The organism is Psychrobacter immobilis, from assembly GCF_904846285.1.
GTDB lineage: Bacteria > Pseudomonadota > Gammaproteobacteria > Pseudomonadales > Moraxellaceae > Psychrobacter > Psychrobacter immobilis_D.
Genome location: NZ_CAJHAD010000012.1, coordinates 54,412 through 78,303, shown reverse-complemented (window position 1 = coordinate 78,303; position 23,892 = coordinate 54,412). Strand labels below are relative to the sequence as shown.

At 41.5% G+C, this 23,892-nt stretch carries 18 protein-coding genes; 14 read left to right on the top strand and 4 right to left on the bottom strand.

Features of this window, described 5'->3' with window-relative positions; all coding sequences use genetic code 11:
* Window positions 1-405 precede the first annotated feature (405 nt).
* From recF to dnaA, 3 genes are all read right to left on the bottom strand, one after another.
* Window positions 406-1,656, bottom strand: coding sequence for a DNA replication/repair protein RecF (gene recF, locus JMX13_RS08695; protein ID WP_201612126.1), 1,251 nt, complete (start codon window positions 1,654-1,656; stop codon window positions 406-408).
* An 83-nt stretch (window positions 1,657-1,739) separates the two neighbouring features.
* On the bottom strand, window positions 1,740-2,915 hold the full coding sequence (dnaN, locus tag JMX13_RS08690) for a DNA polymerase III subunit beta (RefSeq protein WP_201612125.1): 1,176 nt from the start codon (window positions 2,913-2,915) through the stop codon (window positions 1,740-1,742).
* A 206-nt stretch (window positions 2,916-3,121) separates the two neighbouring features.
* The gene (gene dnaA / locus JMX13_RS08685) at window positions 3,122-4,567 is read right to left on the bottom strand and encodes a chromosomal replication initiator protein DnaA (RefSeq protein WP_201612124.1); all 1,446 of its coding nucleotides are present in this window, start codon (window positions 4,565-4,567) and stop codon (window positions 3,122-3,124) included.
* A 639-nt stretch (window positions 4,568-5,206) separates the two neighbouring features.
* On the opposite strand from dnaA, the gene rpmH reads away from it, so the two are divergent.
* From rpmH to JMX13_RS08645, 8 genes are all read left to right on the top strand, one after another.
* Entirely contained in the window at window positions 5,207-5,341 is a 135-nt protein-coding gene (rpmH, locus tag JMX13_RS08680; RefSeq protein WP_007394757.1) for a 50S ribosomal protein L34, read from the top strand.
* A 200-nt stretch (window positions 5,342-5,541) separates the two neighbouring features.
* The gene (gene rnpA, locus JMX13_RS08675) at window positions 5,542-5,913 is read left to right on the top strand and encodes a ribonuclease P protein component (protein WP_201612123.1); all 372 of its coding nucleotides are present in this window, start codon (window positions 5,542-5,544) and stop codon (window positions 5,911-5,913) included.
* A 1-nt stretch (window position 5,914) separates the two neighbouring features.
* Entirely contained in the window at window positions 5,915-6,289 is a 375-nt protein-coding gene (gene yidD, locus JMX13_RS08670) for a membrane protein insertion efficiency factor YidD (RefSeq protein WP_201612122.1), read from the top strand.
* 216 nt (window positions 6,290-6,505) lie between these two features.
* Window positions 6,506-8,188 (top strand): membrane protein insertase YidC, encoded by a 1,683-nt coding sequence (yidC, locus tag JMX13_RS08665; RefSeq protein WP_201612121.1) that lies wholly within the window; start codon window positions 6,506-6,508, stop codon window positions 8,186-8,188.
* Window positions 8,189-8,396: 208 nt separating this feature from the next.
* On the top strand, window positions 8,397-9,842 hold the full coding sequence (gene mnmE / locus JMX13_RS08660; RefSeq protein WP_201612140.1) for a tRNA uridine-5-carboxymethylaminomethyl(34) synthesis GTPase MnmE: 1,446 nt from the start codon (window positions 8,397-8,399) through the stop codon (window positions 9,840-9,842).
* Window positions 9,843-9,955: 113 nt separating this feature from the next.
* The gene (gene nrdR / locus JMX13_RS08655) at window positions 9,956-10,414 is read left to right on the top strand and encodes a transcriptional regulator NrdR (RefSeq protein ID WP_149490272.1); all 459 of its coding nucleotides are present in this window, start codon (window positions 9,956-9,958) and stop codon (window positions 10,412-10,414) included.
* A gap of 125 nt (window positions 10,415-10,539) precedes the next feature.
* On the top strand, window positions 10,540-11,595 hold the full coding sequence (ribD, locus tag JMX13_RS08650) for a bifunctional diaminohydroxyphosphoribosylaminopyrimidine deaminase/5-amino-6-(5-phosphoribosylamino)uracil reductase RibD (protein WP_201612120.1): 1,056 nt from the start codon (window positions 10,540-10,542) through the stop codon (window positions 11,593-11,595).
* Between the two features lie 476 nt (window positions 11,596-12,071).
* The gene (locus tag JMX13_RS08645; RefSeq protein ID WP_201612119.1) at window positions 12,072-12,746 is read left to right on the top strand and encodes a riboflavin synthase; all 675 of its coding nucleotides are present in this window, start codon (window positions 12,072-12,074) and stop codon (window positions 12,744-12,746) included.
* A 47-nt stretch (window positions 12,747-12,793) separates the two neighbouring features.
* On the opposite strand, the gene JMX13_RS08640 is transcribed toward JMX13_RS08645, so the two are convergent.
* Window positions 12,794-15,745 (bottom strand): response regulator, encoded by a 2,952-nt coding sequence (locus JMX13_RS08640; RefSeq protein ID WP_201612118.1) that lies wholly within the window; start codon window positions 15,743-15,745, stop codon window positions 12,794-12,796.
* 233 nt (window positions 15,746-15,978) lie between these two features.
* Here JMX13_RS08640 and fmt point away from each other — a divergent pair, with 233 nt between their 5' ends.
* The 6 genes from fmt (at window position 15,979) to JMX13_RS08610 (ending at window position 23,747) form a co-directional block, all read left to right on the top strand.
* Window positions 15,979-17,070, top strand: a complete 1,092-nt coding sequence (fmt, locus tag JMX13_RS08635; RefSeq protein ID WP_201612117.1) for a methionyl-tRNA formyltransferase — start codon at window positions 15,979-15,981, stop codon at window positions 17,068-17,070.
* A 70-nt stretch (window positions 17,071-17,140) separates the two neighbouring features.
* Entirely contained in the window at window positions 17,141-18,715 is a 1,575-nt protein-coding gene (locus JMX13_RS08630; protein WP_201612116.1) for a transcription antitermination factor NusB, read from the top strand.
* A gap of 41 nt (window positions 18,716-18,756) precedes the next feature.
* On the top strand, window positions 18,757-20,178 hold the full coding sequence (gene thrC, locus JMX13_RS08625; protein ID WP_201612115.1) for a threonine synthase: 1,422 nt from the start codon (window positions 18,757-18,759) through the stop codon (window positions 20,176-20,178).
* A 346-nt stretch (window positions 20,179-20,524) separates the two neighbouring features.
* Window positions 20,525-21,622, top strand: coding sequence for a LysM peptidoglycan-binding domain-containing protein (locus JMX13_RS08620; RefSeq protein ID WP_227686267.1), 1,098 nt, complete (start codon window positions 20,525-20,527; stop codon window positions 21,620-21,622).
* 61 nt (window positions 21,623-21,683) lie between these two features.
* Window positions 21,684-22,949, top strand: a complete 1,266-nt coding sequence (gene dprA, locus JMX13_RS08615; RefSeq protein ID WP_201612113.1) for a DNA-processing protein DprA — start codon at window positions 21,684-21,686, stop codon at window positions 22,947-22,949.
* A gap of 102 nt (window positions 22,950-23,051) precedes the next feature.
* Window positions 23,052-23,747 (top strand): L-threonylcarbamoyladenylate synthase, encoded by a 696-nt coding sequence (locus JMX13_RS08610; protein ID WP_201612112.1) that lies wholly within the window; start codon window positions 23,052-23,054, stop codon window positions 23,745-23,747.
* Window positions 23,748-23,892 lie beyond the last annotated feature (145 nt).

Genomic DNA, 23,892 nt, shown 5'->3' with positions numbered 1-23,892 from the left:
AAATCAGCTCTAAGCCTAATCTATTTTTAGATCACCGTTTTTCATATCTGCTTCTATTTTATTTTACCTATCGTTAAAGACAAGTAAAATTAAGCATATATTTATCAAACACTTAGGTACTTATAAGTGTTAAGAAAACCTTAAACAATACTGATGAAAATTTGTAAGATAACTTGCTGATAATAGGACAAAAATAAAGCTCTATTTTAGCATTTTTTCGCCGCTAAGTCACTGTTTACTGACAGTTTTATCGATATTGAGCAAGTATTTTGGGATGGTCATTACTTTGCTAAAAAGATAAGCAGAATAATGATAATTGAGGGGGAATATAAGTAACATATGCTAAGAATTAAGCGCAAATTCAGCTGATATTGGTCATTGGAAATGACTTTTATAAATTGTTGTTCATAAAAGTGTCACACTTCCTTGTTTCACATGAAACATCTTAGGTTCTGACCAATACTTATGCACCAACGGCAAAATATCTTCGGTTAAACTGGTCATAAACACCTGACATGGCAGCTGCGCTAACGTCGATAATAAAATATCTATCGCCCTATCATCTAGCTCTGCTGTAATATCATCGAGCAGCACCACTGGCGTGGCTCTTGATTTCATATGGTCGTTTGATAGAGTCGTACTATTAGTATTTTTTTCTATAGCAAGCGCGGTCTTTTCGTCATTAAGCAATAACGGCAATTGTGATAAGCGTAGAGCGGTAATTAACAATTTTTTCTCACCGCGAGACAACACATTGGCCGCTTGTTCTTTTAAAATTGGTAGTTTGGTATTGAGGTCTGTGTTTGCGGTGGGATTCGAACTAACATCCTTTTTATCATCACTTGTCGTTTCTGACAAATCACTAGAGCGCCAATGTACATGAATATCAGCACGATGGTTACCAATACGGGTATAACCCAGTTGTAAATCTTGTTCTAAGCGCTCGTTAAGCTGCACCTCAAGCGCTACACTGGCGTCATAGCCAGCATTATAGCTCAGGCTTAATTGCTCTGCGTAGGCAGGCAATAATTGCGCGATACTATCAGCAAAGTAAGTCTGCCATTCTGTAAAGATACGCTCACGGTAATGATGAATAAGCGCAGCATGATTACTAAGCCCTTTATCCCAGGATTTTAGCTCAGCAAGCTGTACCTGTGTTAGATGGCGGCTCTTTTTTAGCAAACTATTGCGCTGTTTTAGTAAACGTTGATAGGCTACCCACTGTGGGTGAAAACCTTGTTTCATGTGAAACACTAGCCAATCTAATAGCTGCCGACGACTGGCACTACCCTGCTCTAGCATATCCATCGTCGATGGATCTATCAGTAGTGTGGGTAGCTGCTCAGTTAAGATGCTTTGGTTATAAACCGTGGTTTGATTTAGACGTAGAACCGTCGTCGCATCGGCTTGTTTTTGGATAGCCAAGGTACTGCTGTCATTGAGCCTAGCATGCACCGTTGCGTATTTTTGATGATGTTGAATATAGCGTTTAGGCTGATGATGACGAAAACTTTTACCTCTTGAAAGCAAAAATATCGCTTCAAGTAAGGATGTTTTACCACTGCCATTTGTACCGATAATAACGTTGCAAGCAGCAGATTGTAGATTCACTTGAGTTAGATTACGCAGGTTTGAAATTTGTAGACGTTCAATCATAACAGTGATAACCGCCTATATTACCGCCTACTAATAAGCAGGCAAAAGTTTATTAAAAAAAATAATTTTATAATAGAATCGCACTATATGCGCATTGGCATAATGACATACTGATGGAAGTCGTCATTGAGCTGATTGACCAGTACTGAAGCATTTGATTGGCTCATATGCATTTGTAAGTCACCTTGGATGACACCAAGCACGTCTTGTAGATAAGCGGCATTAAAGGACAACTCCATTGGTTCTCCTTGATACTTCGCTTGTATCATCTCAACTGCTTCGTCTTGCTCAGCGTTATTGGCACGTACTTCTACCATACCATCACTGGCAAAGTTAAATACCACGCCACGAGATTTCTCATTACTTAAAATCGATACACGGCGCAGCACATCAGTCATTTTTTCTTGGTTAAACAACGCCAATTTATCGGTATTGCTTGGCATAACGCGGCGATAATCAGGGAATTTACCGTCAATGAGACGTGCGGTAAAGGTCACCATTAAGTTATCACTCACCTGCCCTGCACTATCCACATCACCAAACGGCAAGCTAACTTGCAAGAATTCACGACCAAAGCTTAGTGTGACTGCATTGTCTTTATCACCTAACATCTTGCCAAGCTCAGAAGCTAAGCGCTCAAGCTCAATTACAGCTTTACGTGGTAAAATCGCCTGCATATTTAAATCTGCGCTAACGTCAATAACGCTACGTGCTAACGCCAATCGGTGGCCGTCGGTTGCAACCGTCGTCAACTGCTGCTGTGAAACATCAAACAACATACCTGTTAGATAATAACGGACATCTTGGATAGCCATCGCAAATTGGGTTTTATGAATCAAGTCGGTTAAACGGCTACGACTAATGGTCAAAGGCGTGATATTTTCAGGATTACCAAGGCTTGGATAATCTTCGCTAGGTAATGTCCCTAAAGTAAAACGACTTTTGCCACTGGTCAACAAGCAACGCTCATTTTCTTGAGTGGTAAGATTGACTTGCGCTTGCGACGGCAGTGATTTACAAATATCTTTAAGTTTGGTCGCAGGTAACGTCGTTGTACCGGCTTCAATACAAGCACCAGCAGGCAATTTCAACGTCGATGTCAGCTCTACTTCTAAATCAGATGCGGTCAAAATCAGCGCTGATTCAGACAACTGAAGCTTAATATTACCCAGAATAACCATATTGTGGCGCTTGTCAGCAGCCTTGGCGATCAAGTTAATAGCTTTTAATAACGACTCTCGATTAATCGATAATTGCATGCTTAGTTACTCTTGTTTATTAGTTGCTCTTATTAAAAGGATTTTTTATATGGTCTTAGATTATATGATTTTAAATTATATGGTCTTAAAGTGATTGCTCAATAATACCCTGTCTACTAATGATAATCCATACAGCTTATGTCTGCTGATAATCTAATTATTATAAACTATGACTGCTCATAACAACATCGTCACACCACAAGCTGTTAACCTGCTTGCAACATCAAAGCTAAGGTTTTGTAATCCTTATCAAACGCCGGATCGGCGGCGCGTAGCTCATTTACTTTATCACAAGCATGCATCACTGTCGTATGGTCGCGACCACCAAATGACTGCCCAATCTCAGGAAAACTATCACTGGTTAGCTCGCGTGACAATGCCATTGCAATTTGACGCGGTCTTGCAATACTGCGCGTACGTTTTCGTCCCATCATATCTTTGATCGTAATATCGTAATATTCAGCGACTACTTTGCGAATATTATCCATATTTACCGCTTGTACGCGCATCGCAACGATGTCTTTTAGCGCGTATTGCACCATCTCAAGCGTAATGGGCGCGCCGGTTAGATTGGCATTGGCAAATACTTGATTTAGCGCACCTTCTAAACGTCTGACGTTAGAAACCACATTTTGAGCAATAAATAAGGCACATTCTTTAGGAAGACTCATTCCGTACGATGCGGCTTTTCTTTGTAATATTTGCACGCGTGTATCAATCTCAGGAGGATCAACCGCAACCGTTAAGCCCCACGAAAAGCGCGATCTAAAACGTTCATCAAACTCCGTCATTTGTGATGGATGGCGATCTGATGCCAAAATCAATTGTTTGTCACCGCTAGTAAAGTCTGCAAACAAAGTCAAAAACTCATTACTACTTTTTGTCTTTCCTGCTAATACATGAATATCATCTACAATTAATAAATCTACTTTTTTTATTTTCTTTTTAAAATCTTCAATTTTATTATTTCTTAATGAATAAACCAATTGATTAATAAATTTTTCAGAAGTGAAATAATAAAAGCTTAGATTGTTTTTTAAATAGCGATGCGCTACAGAATGCATTAAATGCGTTTTTCCCAAACCAGAAGGTCCATATATAAATAAAGGATTGTGCCGATTTTTTGATTGGCGCTTTCCAAGCTCATAACAAGCCTTGTAAGCCAGATTATTAGACTTACCAGTAACAAAGGTCTCAAAGGTAAAATCAGGATTTAGATAGCTTAATGATTTGGCATCGGCAGACTCAATCAGTTCTGCATGACGCATATTGGCATCAATATCGGCTCTAGCAATATTATTATGCGTGGTTTGGAAATTGTGATCTGCAGGGGAAGGGGAGGGTCTATCGTCTTCAAACAATGAGCCTGACTGTGATTGATTGATGTCATCTATGTCACGACCAGCATTATCAACACGTACAATAACCTCTTCGATACTACCTTGGCTATGTTTAGTGACTAGCTGCTGGATATCTTGCAAATGATTCTTTTTGATATAGGTTACAAAATAATCATTAGGAGCAAGAATAATCAAGCTATTGGCTTCTTGATGCGCGGATAATGGTCTCAACCACATCGTAAAGACATTGTCTTTAACGTGATAACGTAGATCATTTAGGCATTTATCCCAAATAGTTGCTGTATCAATCATGAAAAATACTAACCCCATAGTCCAAAATAATTGGTCAAAAAACAACTTTTTTTATTGTGAAAATCACTGAATTTTTACCCGTAGAGCTTCTCGTTTCTCAACTAAAAGTCTCTACGGTGAGATTACTTAAAATCATACACCAGCTAGGGGGCTAATCTAACACAAACAGCCTGTGGATAACACCTTGTTTTTTGTGGATAAGACTGTGGATAGTTTTGTGGATAAGTAAACAACATGAGTTATCCATATTTCACCCACAGGTTATCCACAACCTTACCCATAGTCTAGTTTTTTGATATTAAAGAGAAAAATAGACTTAACCACAGATAATACCGCTCCCAACAACAACAATATCTATATCTATATTAATAATTAATTATTATAGAGACCGAAACAAACTGTGGATAACTTCCATCACTCAAAAACTAAAATAGATTTTCTAAGAAGTTAAATAGAGCTAGTAACGATTAATATCCTTAACACCAAATAAGTAAATATGAATAACTTTGAAAACATTTTATCTGTTATAAAACCCATCATGTAAAAACATGAGCTCAATTAGTTTATTGACCAAAATACTGTGTAGTGGTATAATCCTTCGCTATTACGAATTTAGTCCATTATTTTGATAGGTGAGTTATGAAACGTACATTCCAACCAAGCGTGATCAAGCGTAAACGTACTCACGGTTTCCGTGCTCGTATGGCAACTAAAAAAGGCCGTCAGGTCTTAGCTCGTCGCCGCGCTAAAGGACGTCATCGCCTTACTGTATAATCAGTAGATTGCGATAAGCATGGCTGTTAGTGCTTGTTGTGTATCTATTATTTATAGATTGCGATCGTCAATCATCACAACTGACACTTAGTCATATATTAAAAGCGCCCATATCGGCGCTTTTTTTGTCTCTATAATTTACCTTCGTTTCTACGCTATTATTTCTGCTAATATTATTAGCTCCTACACTAGGTTGTACTATGTCTAATACTGTTTCAGACCTACCTAATGCTCGCTTCACCAAAGCGCAGCGCCTACTCACGCCTACTGCCTTCCGTGAGGTATTTGATGCACCTGAGCGTAAGCTTCATCAGAGCCACCTAATGGCGTTTGTACGTACCAATACTCATGAGCAACCTCGAGTCGGTATGGCGATTACTAAACGTAAAGTACCTACTGCTGTTGCGCGAAATTTAATCAAACGTCAAGTACGTGAGCAATTTCGCGTAAAAGCTAGTAACTTAGAAAACAAAGATATTGTTTTCATTGTCAAAAAATCTATAAAAGATTTAAGTACTAAAGAATTGATTAATGAAATTAATAATATTTTTAAAAAAATAGAAAGAAAATAGAATGAAATATTTATTGAAAACAATAAATAATTTTTTTTATATTTTATTTTATTATTTTATTGTTTTCTATCAAAAGATAATTAGTCCTATTTTACCTGCTCGATGTCGTTATTATCCAACGTGCTCAAATTATGGTAAACAAGCTTTAGCGTGGCATGGGGTTTGGTCAGGCAGTTGGCTGTTATTAAAACGTATTAGCAGCTGTCATCCGTTAGGCGGACATGGCGTTGATTTTGTGCCATTACCTTTATCTTCTTATTATTATCAATATTTGCCCCCTATCGCACTTGCTAGCGTCAAAGCCCAAGGTTTATGTGTTTTTAGAGATACGACAAGCTATGTTTCACGCCTAAATCAGTTGATGAAATTGATTTGAGTTTTGTTATGCACTGGGCAGTTGTGGATATCTATGGAGTTACCCACAAGTTATCCACACTCTTGGTATCATTTAGAGTGGTTTTTTAGTAAAATGATGAACATTTTATGTGATTGACTGCTGATATTACCGCTGAGAACAGGGGTTGATACTGTGTGGTGGTCATGATACATGCCTGATTTTTCATTCCCTAATTTTTTAATCTAGGAAAGGTTTATGCAAAAGATATTTCGGGTGATGATCATCATTGCGATGCTAATCACCGCTTATCTGCTGATTTTGGCATGGCGAGATGATTATGCCGATGCGCCAGCTGTAGACACGGTGCCAAAAACTGCAACCTCGGTAGGAGCTGATATTCCTTCTACGGTTGGTGCAGCAGGCGATATTCCAACACAGACATTGCCAGTTGATTCCGGTACTGTAACAGCGACACCTGCTGAAAATACAGGCCTAATCACGGTCACGACTGATCGCTATGACATCAAAATCAATCCAGAAGGCGGTGATATCGTTTACGCGGCGCTAAAGCAGTATGATGCGACGCTCGATAGCGATAAGCCTTTTGTCTTGCTAGAAAATAACAGCAATCGCGTTTACGTGGCTCAGTCGGGTCTGATTGGTCAAAACGGTATCGATACCGCAGAAGGTCGCGCCACCTACAGCCACACGGCTAACAATTATGTGATGGAAAAGGGTCAGCAAACCTTGTCCGTACCGCTTACTTATCAAAAAGACGGTGTGACGGTTACTAAAACCTTTACCTTCACTCAAGATAAGTATCCGATTGATATTAGCTATCAAATCCAAAACGCTTCTGCCAATTCATGGCAAGGGCAGATGTTTGCGCAGTTAAAGCGTGACGATAGTAAAGATCCTGGGATGTCTGATAAAGGCGCGCTAAGCATGGCGACGTATTTGGGCGGCGCTTGGGGCACACCTGACGATCCTTATAATAAGCTGAAGTTTGGTAAGTTTAATGATGGTGAGTTGACCACTAGCAGTGATAAAGGCTGGGTGGGCATCGTACAGCATTACTTCGTTTCTGCTTGGACGCCTGAAAACTTTACTGGTAAGTTCTTTAGCCGTGAAACAGGTAATGATTACTTTATTGGCTTTAACAGCCAGCCTATTAATGTGGCGCCAAACAAGCAAATTACCTTAAAAGCAACCTTGTACGCGGGTCCAAAGGTCCAGTCGGAGCTAAAAGAAGTTGCGGTAGGACTGAACCAAACCGTCGATTATGGATTGCTATGGCCAATATCAAAGATATTGTTTGCGATTTTGGATGGTATTCATAAAGTCATCGGTAATTGGGGCTGGTCAATTATCCTGTTGACGCTGCTGGTTAAAATCGCTTTGATGTGGGTTTCTAATAAAAGCTACTACTCAATGGCGAAGATGCGAGCAATTGCCCCAAGGCTTGCTATATTAAAAGAAGAGCACGGCGACGATCGTATGAAAATGTCGCAAGAAATGATGGCCATTTATAAAGAAGAAAAGGTCAATCCGATGGCGGGTTGCTTACCTATCTTAATGCAAATGCCGATTTTCTTAGCGCTATATTGGGTATTGGTTGAAAGTGTTGAGCTCCGTCATGCGCCTTGGATTTTGTGGATTCGAGATTTATCAGCGATGGATCCGTGGTTCATTTTACCCCTGCTAATGGGTGCGTCGATGTTTGTGCAGCAGCAATTAAACCCGCAACCAGCTGATCCAATGCAAGCGAAAGTGATGAAATTTTTACCGATTATTTTCACCGCGTTTATGTTGTTCTTCCCAGCAGGTTTGGTTTTATACTGGACTGTGAATAACTTATTCAGTATGACGCAGCAGTACTTAATCAACCGTAAAGTTGAAGAAGAGCAAAAACGTCGTACTGTTAAGGTTCTAGATTAAATAGCTTTTAAATTGATAAAAAACCATCGCTACGGCGGTGGTTTTTTTATGTACTAAATTTTAGTATTTTCTTCCATTAATGACTGACGAAAACCGCCATATTCTAATTTTTTAGAAAACAGCTTATTAAAGTTTGCTTTGTCAGTATGCGTCAAGCCGTCTATAATGGGGTTTTTACTTATTGAGAGTGATTGTGGATTCTTTAGAGATGGCACTAGCCGCTGATAATTTAGATGAGTCACCTAAAAATTCTAATTTATCTCGCCTTCCGACTATCGCGGCGATTGCAACACCGCTTGGGCGTGGTGGCGTTGGTGTTATTCGTCTATCGGGCGCACGTGCCTATGATATTGCCTGTCAGCTCACTGGTAAGTCGGCTTTCACGCCGCGTATGGCTAGTTTTTGCCGTTTTTATCAGGCTGATGGTACAACCATTGATGAAGGTTTGGTGCTGTACTTTAAAGGTCCGCACTCGTTCACTGGCGAAGATGTGATTGAGCTGCAAGGTCATGGTGGCATTATATTGCAAAATCAGCTGCTAGCGCGGGTGTTTGAATTGGGCGCAAAACAAGCGAGCGCAGGGGAGTTTTCTTACCGTGCTTTTGATAATGATAAATTGGATTTGGTGCAAGCAGAAGCCATCGCTGACGCGATTGATGCCACCAGCGCCGCCGCTGCCAGTAGTGCGATTCGCTCACTTAGCGGTGAGTTTTCACAAAAAATTAATCAGTTATTAGAGCAGTTGATTCATCTGCGCTTACATGTTGAAGCAGCGATTGATTTCCCCGATGAAGAAGACGTTGATTTTTTATCTGATGGGGTTATTCAAGATAAGCTTGAGCAAACACAAGCTAAAATACAGCAAGTGCTAGCGACCGCTAAGCAAGGTCAGCTATTACGCGACGGCATTCATGTGGTGCTTGCTGGTAGACCAAATGCTGGTAAATCAAGCTTGCTGAATCGTCTGGCAGGGCAAGAGCGTGCTATCGTTACCGATGTGGCTGGGACAACGCGCGATACCCTGCAAGAAACCGTGGTTCTTAATGGTTTGACGTTGCATCTAACCGATACGGCAGGTCTGCGCGAGACAGAGGATACGGTCGAGCGTATCGGTATTGAACGTGCTCGTACGGCTATCACGCAGGCTGATATGCTGCTGATGGTCTATGATGTGACTCGTGATCTTGAAAGTGACAGCACACCGCTACAGCTCGCTGAGCAGTTATTCGGTGAGTTGCCAGAAGCCAAGCGCTTACTGATTATTGCCAATAAAAGCGATTTATTAAACGATAATAGCAGCAAAGAAATAACGTCTATTTCGCAGGCTGAAATAAAAAATCGTGGCTACGAACAGGTCAATGTTTCATGTGAAACAGGGGCAGGGATTGATGACTTAGTCGAAAGCTTATGTGCTAAAGTAGGTTTTCATCCGCCAGAAAACAGCTTAATCGCCCGTACGCGTCATCTAGACGCGCTAAGACGTACCGCTGATTCGTTAGCAGAGGCGCATGAGCAGCTCACGGTATTTAAAGCGGGAGAGTTGGTCGCAGAAAGCTTGCGCCAAGCGCAGAATAGTTTGGGTGAGATTACCGGTGAATTTAGCGCTGACGATTTATTAGGTAAGATTTTTGGTAGTTTTTGTATTGGTAAATAATGAGCAAAAGGCTCTTTGTATATTGAATTGCCTGATAAGAAATATCAGTTTCTAGAAAATTTAGTTTTATCAATAATTATGTGTGCCTTCATTATTAAACTAAGGAAAAGCGTATGCATTGCCCATATTGTAATGCGTCAGATACTAAGGTTATCGACTCACGGTTAGCTGCTGAAGGCGCGCAAGTACGCCGTCGCCGTTCATGTAATAGCTGTCAGGAACGCTTTACGACCTTTGAAGTGGTAGAAGTAGTGATGCCGCGTATTATCAAATCGAGTGGCAAAATCGAACCTTACGATAATGACAAGCTACGCCGCTCGATCTTGTTACCCTTACAAAAGCGTCCGATTACTATTGATGAACAAGAAGCAATGATTAGCCGTATCGAAAAGCGCGTACGGCAAATGGGTGAGCGCGAGGTGAGCAGTAAAGTGTTGGGTGAAATTATTATGAGCGAGCTTAAAACGCTCGATGATGTCGCTTATGTGCGCTTTGCCAGTGTCTATCGAGACTTTCAAGATATCGACGCCTTTCATCAAGAAATTGCTAACATCCGCCCAAACGAAAAATAGACTGATTTAAATATTAATCAGTCGAGAAATTTGACTAAATATTGAATAACTTTCTTAATTCAAACTTTCTGGAACTATTAAATATTTATAAAAACCATTTTCCAAACTCTATTAAGTACGCCTTTATGCCGAACTCGAATCACTCTCAAGATGCCAAAGACCGCTATTTTATGATGCTTGCCATTGAGCAGGCCAAGCGTGGTTTGTATACGACACGCCCCAATCCAGCAGTAGGTTGTGTGATTGTGCAAGCAGACCAGGTAGTCGGTCAAGGCTTTCACCCTAAAGCTGGGCAGCCGCATGCTGAGGTTTTCGCCTTAAAAGATGCAGGTATACACGCCGTGGGTGCTTGCGCTTATGTGACGTTAGAACCCTGTAGTCATACTGGACGTACTCCGCCTTGCGCGCGAGCGCTTATTGAATCTGGTGTGAAACGTGTAGTCATCGCTGGTCTCGACCCTAATCCTCAAGTGGCTGGTCGCGGGGTGGAACTGTTAGAACAAGCGGGCATCGCTGTTACCGTTGGCGTGCTAACAGCGCAAGCAGAAGCGTTGAATAAAGGCTTTTTAAGGGCGATGCGCAGCCAAATGCCTTATATCAGACTTAAGATTGCCACCAGTATTGATGGTCGTACAGCAATGGCATCTGGAGAGTCGAAATGGATTACGGGTACAGCCGCACGTGAAGATGTGCAGAAATTACGCGCGCAGAGTGGCGCTATTATCACTGGTAGCGAAACCGTTATCGTCGATAACCCTCAATTAAACGTACGTTCAAGCCGATTGGGTATAGCGCCTGAGGAGATACCATCTGCTAAGGTGGTGATACTTGATAGACGAGAGCGACTAAAATACGATTTGCAATCTGACTATCAGTTATGCACTCAAGCAGATACGCTATATTGGCGTGAAGATAGTTTGACTGAGTTATTAAAAACCCTAGTGACTGAGTATCAATGTTATGACGTATTGGTAGAGGCAGGAGCAAGCGTGGCTGGTAGCTTCTTACAACAGCAGCTGGTGGATGAGCTCATTGTTTATCAAGCGCCTTGCTTATTAGGAGCACAAGCACGGCCTATGGTTGATATTAATCCGTTACTTTTAGCACAGCAGCTGCGTTTTGATATTCAAAGGCATGAGCAACTGGATTCTGATATTAAGCTTACCTTACTGCCTTTATAAACCTTCTAACGGAAACTCTTGTTTTTCAATACTTTATCCACAAGATTACACTCATGAACGACTGGTGTGGATAAATATAATGATTTATCAGAGGTTTCACATGAAACTGTGTATAACTCTGTTTCACATGAAACTTATGAGGAGTTATTGTAATGGTTTTCTATAATAATTAATTCAAAATCAAATACTTGCATCTAGTATTTGAGCTTGGTTAATAATTGAGCAAGAAATAGACTTTCTGTGGATAACTATTTAAATACCAAGGTTTTAACCACGCTGTGTTGAATTATTCTTAGTTATCCACAACTTATCCCATAATTATTCTTATTTTTGTTAAGCATATAATAAATGTCATGGCTAGCATAAAGGCTGACAGTTGCCATTATTGATGGATTGATTGATGAGTTCAGATGAAACAATAGGTTCAAATAATATATTCTGCCTATAACGGCAATAAAAAATGAAAAGAGGTTGATATGTTTACCGGAATTATAGAAAGCGTTGGAAAAGTAAAATCTATGCAGCCGACTGGCGGTGATATCCGTCTGACGATAGAATCGGATGGTTTGGATTTTAGTGATGTAAAACTGGGAGATTCGATTGCTTCTAATGGCATCTGTTTGACTGTGGTCGAATTTGGCAGTAATTATTACTCTGTTGATGTTTCACGTGAAACGATAGCTCGTACTGCTTTAGCGGCATTAAAGCCGGGTTATATCGTGAATTTAGAAAAAGCCATGCTACCCACCACGCGCTTTGGTGGGCATATCGTCGCCGGTCATGTCGATGGCGTAGGCGTGGTCAGTAAGCTGCAAAAAGATGCGCGCTCACTTTATATCGAAATTGAGATACCACACGAGTTGGCGCATTACACGGCGACCAAAGGTTCTATCACCCTTGATGGCATCAGCTTGACCACTAATTTAGTACGTGACAATATCGTTTCCCTGAATATCATTCCGCATACCGCGCAAGTGACCAATATAGCGCAGCATTGGTTGGTAGGTGATAAAGTCAATGTGGAAGTGGATATCGTGGCGCGTTATTTAGAGCGACTATTGAATAAATCACAAGCGGATAGCTCAAATACAAGCAGTCCAGAGAGCAAGATTACCGAGGCATTTTTGGCAGATAATGGTTTTATGAAGTAGCGGCTAAAGTCTAAAGTAATGTCTATCGATTGAATTCAGGACACGCCCTAGCTTTTAATAAACGTTTGCAAAATCTCTTGTAGTTTAAGTTTATTAATAGGCTTGGCTAAAAACTCATTCATGCCGACTTGCAAGCAGGCGGCGCGATCTTCTTCGGTATTATTTGCCGTCAATGCCACGATAGGAATATCATCACCTTGCGCGCGAATCGCTTGGGTTGCTTGTAGTCCATCCATCACTGGCATCCGGCAGTCCATCAAAATAAGCGCAATTTCTTGGCGCTGCTCTTTTAATTTATCTAGCGCTTGCTGCCCATCTTCTGCGACCACACTACGATAGCCGATTTTTTCCAAAATTTTGCAGGCTATTTTTTGGTTGGTTAAACTGTCTTCTACTACTAAAATCAATGGCGCTAGAGTTTCGCTGTTAGATTCATTTATAACTGCGTCTAATTGGCTAGTATTTTCTTGGCTGTTCTGTTTGGTTTCATCTTTGGTATTATCTTGAATATTTTCTGGTTGTATTAGGGTTTGTTTAACGGACAACGTCAAACGCAATAATTCAGAGAGTAATAACGCCACATCTAGCGGTTTGTTTAAAAAGCCATCACATCTATCTAACAATATAGACGGAATGCGCCGTTCAGCTTTCATGCTAACTAATATCTTTGGCAATGAAGCATTAGCCAGTAAGCTGTTTAAAGCTTGCTGTCTATCAATATCTACGCGTGCTTTCTTTTCTAATTCTTCTAATTCATTTTCAGCTTTTATATTTTTATCGTCAGCGATTATTTGAGGCGATAATGCGAGCGTGATTTCTTCATAATATTCATAATCTAGTAGCAAAATAGGAGCAAGTCTCTGCTCATCTTGCGTCAATTTATCATTTATTTGCTGTAGCGCTGTTCTGTCTATAAAGGTCGAAATAGTGGCTGGTATAGATAAGTAAGCACACAAATCGCGAAGATGTTTGGCACGTAGTGGCTGCTTGATTACCGCAAGCAGATGAATCTGGCTTAGATGGGGATTAAGATGGTAAATTGGCTGATAATTTGGACGCTTGCAAGGTAGATAAAGATTAAAAGTACTGCCTTTAGTCACCGTACTTTTTATTTCAATAAAACCACCTAGTAATCGCGCAAAACTATTGGCGTTATTTAACCCAAGTCCTTTCTCAGTCGTATATCTTTGCATGTAGTTAACGCTTTGACTTCTGCTTGGGTTATTGACTTGATTGCTGTTCTGGCTGTTATTACTGTTCTGATTGAGATAAGTCAGCAGCTGATGCTGCTTTGCTATATCGATGCCTATACCGCTATCTTGTATACTAAACCGAACCCAGTCGTATGCTGCATGACTGCTATTATCTTTATTGATTTTAGAAATGTTAGGGTCTTTATTAACACCTATCAAAGTTCTGTTTTTAGTGGCCAATACTTCTGCGTTACTTACCGTATCAATGGTTAATGCCACATAACCAGAATTGGTAAATTTAACCGCATTGTCTAATAGATTGTGCAAGATTTGTTGCAGGCGCTTATGGTCGGTATCAATATAACGCGGACTGTTAGGTGTAAAGAAATAAAGTAACTCTAACCCTTGCTGCCTAGTTCTATCTATGAGTGACTGACTGACCTCTTGCCCAAGCTTATAAATATCGACTGCTTTAATATTTAAGCGTGTTTTACGGACCTCTATCTCACCGATATCTAGCATATCGTTCAGCATGGTAAGCATCGAATGACTGGTCTGAATTAAGGTGTTTAAAATCTCATTTTGAGCAACTGTTAACGTTTCGGGGTCAATCGGCTCTAAGGTGTCAATCATTGCCTCTAACGGTAGGCGTAAATCGTGACCCATGGTTGATTTAAGTGTATTAAAATCATCAAGTTGGCGTTGTAGCTGCTGGTTTTGTTGTTGTAATTGCTCGCTTTGATTGACCAACTCATGGATATTATTTAGCAGTACTGTAAAGCCATGTACTTGTCCATGCTCGCCAAACCACGGGGTAACATGCAACTGATAAGCTTTTTTATTATGCAATCCATAAACCAGCAGCGTGCGCGTGACCCGCAAATCTGCCAATTTTTGTAGTAGTGACTGAGTGGCCTCATCTTCAGCAAAGACAAAGTCGGTCAATTGATAATGGCTATCGCTTTGAAAAGGCGTTGCAAATACTTGCTCAAAACGCTGATTAAAAAAGCTGATTTGACCGTGTCTCATAATCATTAGCATCGGCAGTGGGGCATGATCAACCAAACGCTCTAGACGGTGTTTTAGCGTGGTAATGTGTCGATGGTTATTATGCAACTGATAGCTGATACGGCTGAGCGCATGCCCCAAGCGCAAAAACTCAGCCGTGGTTTTCTTTTCAATAAATGGCGGCGTGATGTAAGCATCTTTGGCATGGCTACTTAACTCATCGGTATAAATAAGCAATTGTTGCCAATTAGCACTGCGCTTTAGCGTATATAATAATGCTAGGGTGAAAAACATAATGGCTATCATCAAAGGTAGCCAATAGCGATACGATATCCAATTAATATCAAGCGGCTCATGACGCAATATCGTGTAAATTTTATGACCACTTTTGAGCTCAATGGTACCGACCAAATTACGATTTCTCAGCGTATAGGCACTATAGTGATTGCTGTTAGAAGGTAGTGAGGTGATGACATTGGGAAAGGTGATAACGGTAAATTCCCGTTCATTAGGACGGGTATGACGGTGAATATATGTCTGTCCAGACGGCTTCATAAAAATTAGCTGATAGCTGATATCTTTTAAAAAAGGCTTTTCTAATATCTTTTTAATCTCAGCATTCGTAGGGTTAGTAAGTCCAGTAACCTCATGCTCTAATGAATAAAAGCTCTCTATACTGTGCTGCTCATTATGCTGCCTCATCTCATAAAACATGGTGCCGTAATACACCGTCAACATCGCCAATAATGTCAGTGTATAAAAAATCAGCAAGCGTTGTAGAGATTGAAATTGTTGCATAAAAGCATGACCCTAAATCGACTGTAAGTCGGTGTGATAGCGCGTCGTAAAATAATGATAAATCTGACAGATTTTCTGGCTATACTTTATGTGATAGATAAATAGCTGAGCTTACTTACTATTATAGAGATAAAACGCCTCATTAGTAGCGCATGATTGCTGCTATTACAATCATGGCACAACACCACAAACTCACCTATAATAGGCAAATTAACCATAAATAATGCCTGACTATGACCACACTTGCTGCACAAACTGATGTATCTACTGACGCCACTCAACCTCAGCAAAGCGCCGTAATCGCAGTGCCGGCTGTCGCTAAGCCACTCAGAGTGGTCTTTGCTGGAACGCCTGAGTTTGCTGCTGTTAGCCTTGAAGCGCTTATCAAGCAGCAATCAGCGCTTAATATAGATATCGTTGCCGTTTATACGCAGCCTGACCGTAAGGCAGGTCGCGGGCAAAAGCTGGCCGCGTCGGCGATCAAGCAAGTGGCATTGGCAAATGATATTGTAGTGGAACAACCTGCTACCTTTAAAAAATCTAGCATAGAAGGGTTGGCGGCGCGCGAGACCCTGCGTAGTTATCAGCCAGATATGATGATTGTTGCTGCTTATGGGCTTATTTTACCGATTGGCGTATTAACCACACCTACTTATGGTTGCCTGAATATTCATGCTTCCTTATTACCACGCTGGCGCGGTGCGGCACCTATTCACCGCGCATTACTGGCAGGTGATAGTGAGACTGGCATTACTATTATGCAGATGGATAAAGGACTCGATACTGGTGACATGCTTTATAAAGTCAGCGCACCTATTGAGTCTGATGATACGGCTGCCAGCCTACATGATAAAATCGCTGAGCTTGGTGCGACCGCCATTATTACTGTGCTAAAAGATTTACCATATTATCAAGCTCAGGCTATAGTACAAGATGACAGCCAAGCCAATTATGCTGAAAAACTGGTCAAAACTGAAGGCGAAATTGACTGGACACAATCAGCTACTGAAATTGAACGACAAATTCGTGGCTTAACCCCTTGGCCTGGTACTTATACTTTTTTGGTAGGACAGCGTGTCAAGATTTTAGCCAGCTTGCCTGTGAATGCATCGCAGCTAACCGATAAACCAGCAGGCACGGTTATAAGCGTTGGACGCAAGGCGATTTTAGTAGCTTGTGGCAAAGAAAGTAATCATGATCAACAAGCTACTACTTTAGCTATTACTCAGCTACAGTTTTCAGGTAGCAAGCCGGTGAGCGCCGAACAAATTTGCCATGGAAATCAGCTCAATGATGGCGACCAGTTCAGTAAAGAAACGAAATAATTTAATCTAACTACACACAATCCAAATCGCACAAGACGCTAACTATTAGGCGTCAAGGAAATTCAATTTAATGAGACAAACCAGTACTGCGCCAAGAAACAATAAGCTTAAACCGTCAAGCAACCTTATCATGAATGGTAGCGTCCGCGTTCGCGTCATTCGCACTTTACTGGCGATTCAGAATGGTCAGTCGCTAGCGAGCGTCCTTGATCCGCTATTAAACAGTTTGCATGATGGGGATAAAGGTTTTGCTCATGCGTTATTGCTCACAACGTTGCGCCAATGGTATGCCCTTGAGCGCTTACTCGATAGTCTGGCTGATAACCCGATTGATGAAAAAGAAGTGCGTACGACTATTCAAGTAGGTTTGACGCAGCTGCTCTATTTGCAAGTGGCTGATCATGCGGCAATTCACGAAACGGTTGAAGCAGCGAAAGAAATTGAGTTTGCGCATGCGACGGGTTTAATTAATGCCATCTTGCGTAAAGTGGCTAAGAACCCAAGTAAGTTCCGTAAGAAGTGTGATAAAAAGCACAGCTTACCGAATTGGCTTGCCTATCAGCTTAAGCAAGATTGGAGTGAGCAGTATGACGATCTGATGCAGGGTCTACGTCAACCTGCACCTATGTTTTTGCGCGTGAATACAGCGGTTACCTCGGTAGAGGATTATCAGCAAGCACTAGTAGAAGCTGAAGTTGAGGCGGATTTGGTTGAGCTAACAAGTGGCTTTAATTTATCCAACTCATCTGATACAGTCACAGCTAATAGCATATTAACCAAAGGGTTAAGATTATATCAAAGTACCGCAGTCAATGCCTTACCGCAATTCGCTGAAGGGGCGGCTAGCGTACAAGACATGCATGCCCAGCTTGCAGCGCCGCTTATCCGTAGTGCGCTACTTAATAAGCTGAGTGTTAAAAACGATGATGCAGACGGCGATACAGACACGAATAACAACGAGATCCGCATTTTAGATGCTTGTGCCGCGCCGGGTGGTAAATTAGCTCATTGGTTAGAATTAATCAGCTCAAATGAGTCTCCGTTGTTTCACGTGAAACAAGACAATGCTGAAACGTCGACTGTGATTTCGAAAGTAAAGCTGACTGCGATAGATAATGAAGCGCCACGTATCGAGCGTATTCATACTAATTTACAGCGCCTAAACTTAAGTCAGCATGACTTGCAGCAAGCTGAGAAAAATATTGAGCTCAATATTGTCTGTGCTGACGCGACGACATGGCAAGGGGCTGGCAAGAAAAAGAGCAAACTCGTATTTGACGCTATATTATTAGACTCACCTTGTACGGCGACTGGTGTGATTCGTCGTCATCCTGATATCAGTATCTTGCGTACCGAAGAAGACGTCGAGCAAACGGCATTGTTACAAGCTGATATCTTGCATAACCTTTGGCCACAACTTAAAGTTGGTGGTTATTTATTGTATGTCACTTGTTCTATCTTGAAGCAAGAGAACGTCGAGCAGATGCAGGATTTTATGACTTACTATAATAATGTAGTAGCCGTTGAATTTAGCGACGATTGCAATTGGGGTATAGAACAAGCGATTGGTCGCCAGTGCTTACCAATAGATAGCGAAAGCGGCGATGGCTTTTATTATGCCTTGCTGCAAAAAACTGCTGAATAAACTGTTTTAATTAATCATCTCATTGTAGACAGGACAATCTAATGAAATATATCAGTACCCGTGGTCAGACAACGCCGATGGATTTTAGTGATGTGTTATTAATGGGTCTTGCACCAGACGGTGGTTTGATGTTGCCTGAGCACTATCCGAATATTGATAGTGCGACGCTTACGGAATGGCGCGCGCTTAGCTACCCACAGTTGGCAATGGCGATTATGCAGCGTTTTGCCACTGATATTCCTGCGACTGATTTACAGGATATTATTGAGCGCACTTATACCTCTGAGGTATTTGGTTCTGATGAGATTGTTCCTGTCCGCAAGCTTGAAGATGGTTTGTATATTTTAGGCTTGTCGAATGGTCCAACGCTAGCCTTTAAAGATGTTGCGATGCAATTCTTAGGTAACGCCTTTGAATACGTGCTGAAAAGAAAAGACGCGCGTATAACGATCATTGGTGCCACCAGTGGTGACACGGGTAGTGCGGCGGAATATGCACTGCGCGGTAAAGAAAATATCGAAGTCTTTATGTTGTCACCGCATGGCAAAATGAGCGAATTCCAGCGCGCGCAAATGTATAGCCTGACTGATAAAAATATCCATAATATCGCCATCGATGGTATGTTTGATGATTGCCAAGATATCGTCAAAGCATTACAGCAAGATGCAGAATTTAAAGCCGCTTATAACTTAGGTACGGTCAACTCGATTAACTGGGGTCGTATCCTAGCGCAGATTGTTTACTACTTTAAAGCCTATTTTGCCGTTACTACGAATAATGATGAAAAAGTTAGCTTTAGTGTACCATCAGGTAACTTTGGTAATATTTGTGCCGGTCATATCGCCCGTGAAATGGGGCTGCCAGTTGAGCGTTTAATCGTCGCGACCAATGAGAACGACGTGCTCAATGACTTCTTTAATCAAGGTGCTTATCAGCCGCGTCCGACTGCCAAAACTTATATCACTTCAAGTCCTTCAATGGATATCTCTAAAGCCTCTAACTTTGAGCGTTTTGTCTATCTCTTATTAGATAAAGACAGCGCGCGTGTTCATGAGTTATTTGAAGGAGTGAAATCCGGTCAAGGTTTTGACTTGTCTGATTTGATGCAAGCGGTTAATACACGTTATGGTTTTGCGGCGGGTAAATCGACCCATAGTGACCGCCTGCAAACCATTAAAGCGCTTTATGAGCAGCATGGTGAGCTAGTCGATCCTCACACTGCTGATGGTATTAAAGTCGCTAAAGAATTGCAGCGCGAGGGCGAGGTGATTGTCTGTGCAGAAACGGCATTGCCAGTTAAGTTTGCGGATACTATCGTTGAGGCTATTGGTCAAATAGAAATCGCCCGCCCAACCCATACCGAAGGCTTAGAGGATTTACCGCAGCACGTAGTGGTATTAGATAATAATGCCGAATTGGTCGCTGAGCAAATACGCCAACATGTTACGCCAAATCCAGTGTAGTCAGACCATATATATCGAATATTCGTTGAAATTAATATCCAATTGAAGGTTACGCTATTGTAATAAAGTGTTTATGATTGTGTTATGGTAGATATAATTGTAATATTAGAAACAGCGTCGGCAGGTCATCATTAAGCTAGACGCTTTTTTAGCAATCAAACCCGTCAATCACATCAGTTAATAATACTGAATAGCTGCTTTATAGACATTATGATAGCGGTATTTTAAGTCTTTTACATTTATGTTTTCTGATACTTATTAATTAGAAATAAGCCATAGACGTAAAAAATAAACTTAGATATCCCTAACTATGGCATTAATAGCGGTACATATTGTGGATATAACAATGAAGATGAGCTTAGAAAAGATAGTAAAAGCACTATTGGTGACGACATTTAGTGGTGCAATGCTGATGACCACTGCCCATGCTAATAATCCACCGCCGACCATTAAAGCGGATGCGCCCAATCGCTATATCGTCAAAAAAGGCGATACTTTATGGGATATCTCAGGGCGTTACTTAGACAGCCCATGGCGCTGGAAAGAGATTTGGGCGACCAATAAGCAAATCAAAAACCCTAACCTTATTTACCCTAACGACATTCTTATCTTATGCGTGATTAAAGGTAAAACTTTGATTGGTGTTGATACAGGTGAGGGTTGTGCGGGCGTTGAGAAACAGTTAACGGGTAATGTAGTGTCTAGCACACTTTCAGTCACGTCGACCGCTAATAGCATTCCACCTATTCCATGGTCTGCGATTCAGCATTGGCTCGATAAGACCATCATTGTTAATCCAGCAGATTTTAATACCACTCCATATATCTTAGCCTCGAAAAAAGGCAATCTAATTACCGCGAGCGGCGATAAAGTCTATGCCAAAGGCGTACCACTTATCGTTGGACAGCGCTATGGTGTTTACCGTGAAGGCGAGAGGTATGTTGACCCTAAAACACAAAACATCATTGGTCTAGAAGTCACCCAAGTTGCTACTGGTTTGGTCACCTCTACAGAAACCAACGGTGTCACGAGCTTGCAGCTTATTGACAGTTATGGCAAAGAAGTCCGTGAAGGTGACCGCGTTTTTGTAGAATTAAACAATTCTATCCCGCCAGTATTTTATCCAGCGCCTGCTGTCGTCAACCGTGGCGGTATGATTGTCCGCGTCATGGATTCTATCAGTTCAGCCGCTAAAGGTAGTGTGGTTGCTATCAATTTAGGTAGCACACATGGAGCTAAACCTGGTGATGTATTGACCGTTTATCAAAAAGGCGCAGTCATACGTGATATCAAGGATAACGATACGCCAGTACGTTTGCCAAGCGAGCCAACTGGTATGGTGATGGTGTTTAATACCTTTGACAATATCAGCTATGCTTATGTGCTTGATTCTGAGCTACCACTTAACGTAGGTGATCAGTTATTACCACCACCGTACCTATAATGAGTGCAATGCTTATTTTTGAGATGCACACTCTAATTTAGACTAGATGAGCTAGATGATTATGACTGCAGTCACTTCTCTTTTATCCGCTGAGCAGCGAGCAGTATTAGCGCTGTGGACTGAAGTGAATGCGTCATTATCGGCGTATCATAAGCTTATCACCTCTTTTGGTAATGCAGAGCTTGCTTGGGGTGCGAAAGTAGAAGCGTGGCGGCAGCTTGGTATTCATAGTACGCATATCAAACGTCATGAAAATCCAGAGCAAACGCAAGCCACTATAGATAGTATCCAACAGGCATTGCTAGATAACAAATACGGTCTGCTATTTGCAAATCAGCCCGATTATCCTGCGCAACTCTCGCAAATCTATGACCCACCGCCCTTATTATTTTATCGCGGCGATAAAGCGCGTTTGCAGCAAGCGCAAATCGCCATCGTTGGTAGCCGTAAACCTACTGCCCACGCACAAAAAATCACCTTTGATATGGCGCAATATTTAGCGCAAGCTGGTTATATTATCACTAGCGGCCTTGCTATGGGTGTCGATAAGCGCGCACACCTAGGCGCTTTGGCCCAAGTTGATGCGGAGTATCAAGGTCGTACAGTTGGTGTGATGGGTACAGGAATTGATGTCAATTACCCTAATCATCATGATAAATTATTTAGTCAAATTATTGAGCAAGGTGGCTGTATTATTAGCGAGTTGTTACCACATACACTGCCACATAAGCATACCTTTCCGCGCCGTAATCGCCTAGTTGCAGGACTCAGTCTAGCGACCATTGTCACCGAAGCGACTATCCAAAGTGGCTCGCTTATTACTGCGCGCCTAACCTCTGAGCAAGGTAAGCAAGTCTTTGCAATTCCAAGTCATATCGATAATAGTAATGCCGAAGGCTGTCATCACTTGATACGTGAGGGCGCAACTTTGATTTATCATCCGCAGCAAGTCCTCGAAGATATCAATAGTCAATTGGGCTATCAAAGCCATGGCTACAAGTCATCGGACAATGCAGAAGCTAGTAGCCCTCAAGAAAATAGTACTCAAAAAAATATTAGCCAAATCTCTCATACTCTAAATAAAGACAGAAATTCTATCGCAACTATTGGTCAGTCGCCGCAGTCTAATATTAAATCTTCTTCCAATGCTATCGTTATCCCTGAGCATTTAACGCAGGTTTATGAGCAGCTTGACTGGCAGGGGCAAGATTTGGATGCATTATTAGGCACTACTAACCTGACGCCACCGCAACTGATTGGGCAGCTTATGGAGCTTGAATTGTTAGGGGTTATCAGTATGCAAGGTGGGCGTTATTTGCGCGTGTAACTTTTTTAAGCTTAACGCGATTTTGAGAAATTTTTAAACATACTATTTTGCCTATCATTAAAGTTGTATTATATCCTCTCACCCTTTTCTCCTCCTTCAGCTATGTCTACATCTAAACCACTCATTACCGATTCTGTCATTGAAGCTGCGCTTTGGCTTCAAGGCAGACATCTGCTTGCTTATCCAACCGAAAGCGTCTGGGGTATCGGCTGTGATCCATTTAATAAACAAGCGGTACAGCAGCTTTTGACAATCAAGCAACGACCGCTAGAGAAGGGCATGATAGTGGTCACCGATAGCGCCAGCCGACTGACATCATTGCTAGATTATCTAAGTGATGAGCAACGCCAGTTAGTATTAGACAGCTGGCATAACGACTCTAATGCTAATGATAGTACTAAGCAGGCGCATACTTGGTTGTTGCCTTTAGCGCCAAACTTGCCTGTTGCTATTCCCGCATGGATAACCGGCGCTCATAATAGTGTGGCGGTGCGAGTTATCGACCATCCTTTGGTACAGAAGTTGTGTCAACAAGTGGTTTCTGTCCGCAACCCTTATGGTTTTGTCGTCTCGACCAGCTGTAACCCTTCTGGTCAGCCGCCTGCTTTGTCATTAGCAGAAGCGCAGGCTTATTTTCTAAGCGCTGATAATAGTATCAATCCTCATCAAAAAATCGATTTCAAACCCTCAGCTAATATGAGTAGAAACGAACAAGTCGGCTATTTAAAAGGCGAGACGCTTGGCTATCTATTGCCTAGCCAAATCAGCGATGCCTTAACAGGTCACGTGATTCGTTAGCAGCCATTCAAAACTTAACGATTTTTTATAATAGTCGCTAACTATTGGTAAGTTACCTTATTTTTTGCCTATTTATCACTGACTACTTAAACCGCTGATATCATTAAATCTTTATATTTATACTTATTCCTGCTTTAAGCCTTAG